1 pseudogene is annotated in these 1065 nt (G+C 62.0%); it reads right to left on the bottom strand.

Features of this window, described 5'->3' with window-relative positions:
* Positions 1 to 1065, bottom strand: a pseudogene (locus tag FFS57_RS26370) (transposase); the annotation flags it as partial.

Below are 1065 nucleotides of genomic sequence, written 5' to 3'. Positions count from 1 at the left end.
ATACAGTTGCCACTGGGTATTAACCTTGCGCCGGCCGCGCAGGGTGAAACGGTTGAGGCGTTTGTTGTGCCGGAGGTTGCCGAACACCGGTTCGACGGTGGCAAAGCGTTGCCTGTAGCGGGCTCTGCCGGCTTCGCTGTCGATGGCTTGTTTCATCCGCTCGCTATGGCTTTCTGCGGTCGCCCCGGCTTTGCCGCGAAAGAAGCTGACTTGCCGCACTTGGGTTTTGTCTGGCGTGCGCAGGCATTTGTCACGCTGCTCGCAAGGCAGGCAGTCGCGCAGGGTGCCGCTGTATTTGGTCGAGAGATAACCGTTGTGAATGCAGTTGCTGCCGTTGCGGTAGAGCACCTTGCCGGCCGGGCAGGTGTACTCCGGATCGAGCATGAAGTCCCGGGGGCGGTAACACTTGCCGGGTTGCTTCGGGCGAGCCTTGTCGTAGAGCGGATCGGGCTTGGCTTTGTATTTGCCCTGTTCCTTGAAACGTTCGTCGCGCTGGCGCATGCCGTTGTCGGCGATCAGGGCCGTGATATTAGCCTCGGTCAGTGCCTTGAGGTTGCTTTCGGCGTGATAGCCGGCATCGGCGGTGTAGAGGGTATCCGGACTGGCCTGGGCTGGCGCGAACCATCGGTAGCAGCAGTTCCTGTTCCGAGCCGCTGCCGTGGGCCTGGGCTTCGACGATGATCTGGTGTTTGGCATCGACTGCCGCCACCCCGGTGAATCCCTGGATGACGCCTTTGCTGGTGGCCAGCTTGGCGCTGTCGGGATCGGTGCGGTTGCTCTTGATGATGCTGCCTTTGCTGCCCTGGCGATCTTTGGGGTGGGCGGCGAGCCAGTCGCGTAATTGTTTTGCCGCCTGTTGCAGGTGTTCGGCCTTTTGCTGCTGTTTCCCGGCGAGGTCGGGTTCGACCGGCAAGGCATCGTTCTGCCGGTGGCGTTCGAGCATCTTCTGCGCGGCCGCTTCGAGTTTGCCGGCCTGATTTCGAAATCCGCCCGGGTGCCGCTTTGGGCTTTGGCGGCGTTGCTCGGCAGCTTGACGCCGTCAATGGCAAACATCTCGCGGCCGAT

Source organism: Chitinivorax sp. B (assembly GCF_005503445.1).
GTDB lineage: Bacteria > Pseudomonadota > Gammaproteobacteria > Burkholderiales > SCOH01 > Chitinivorax.
Note: the sequence above shows the minus strand (reverse complement) of the source record. Positions and strands in the feature narration are given on the sequence as shown.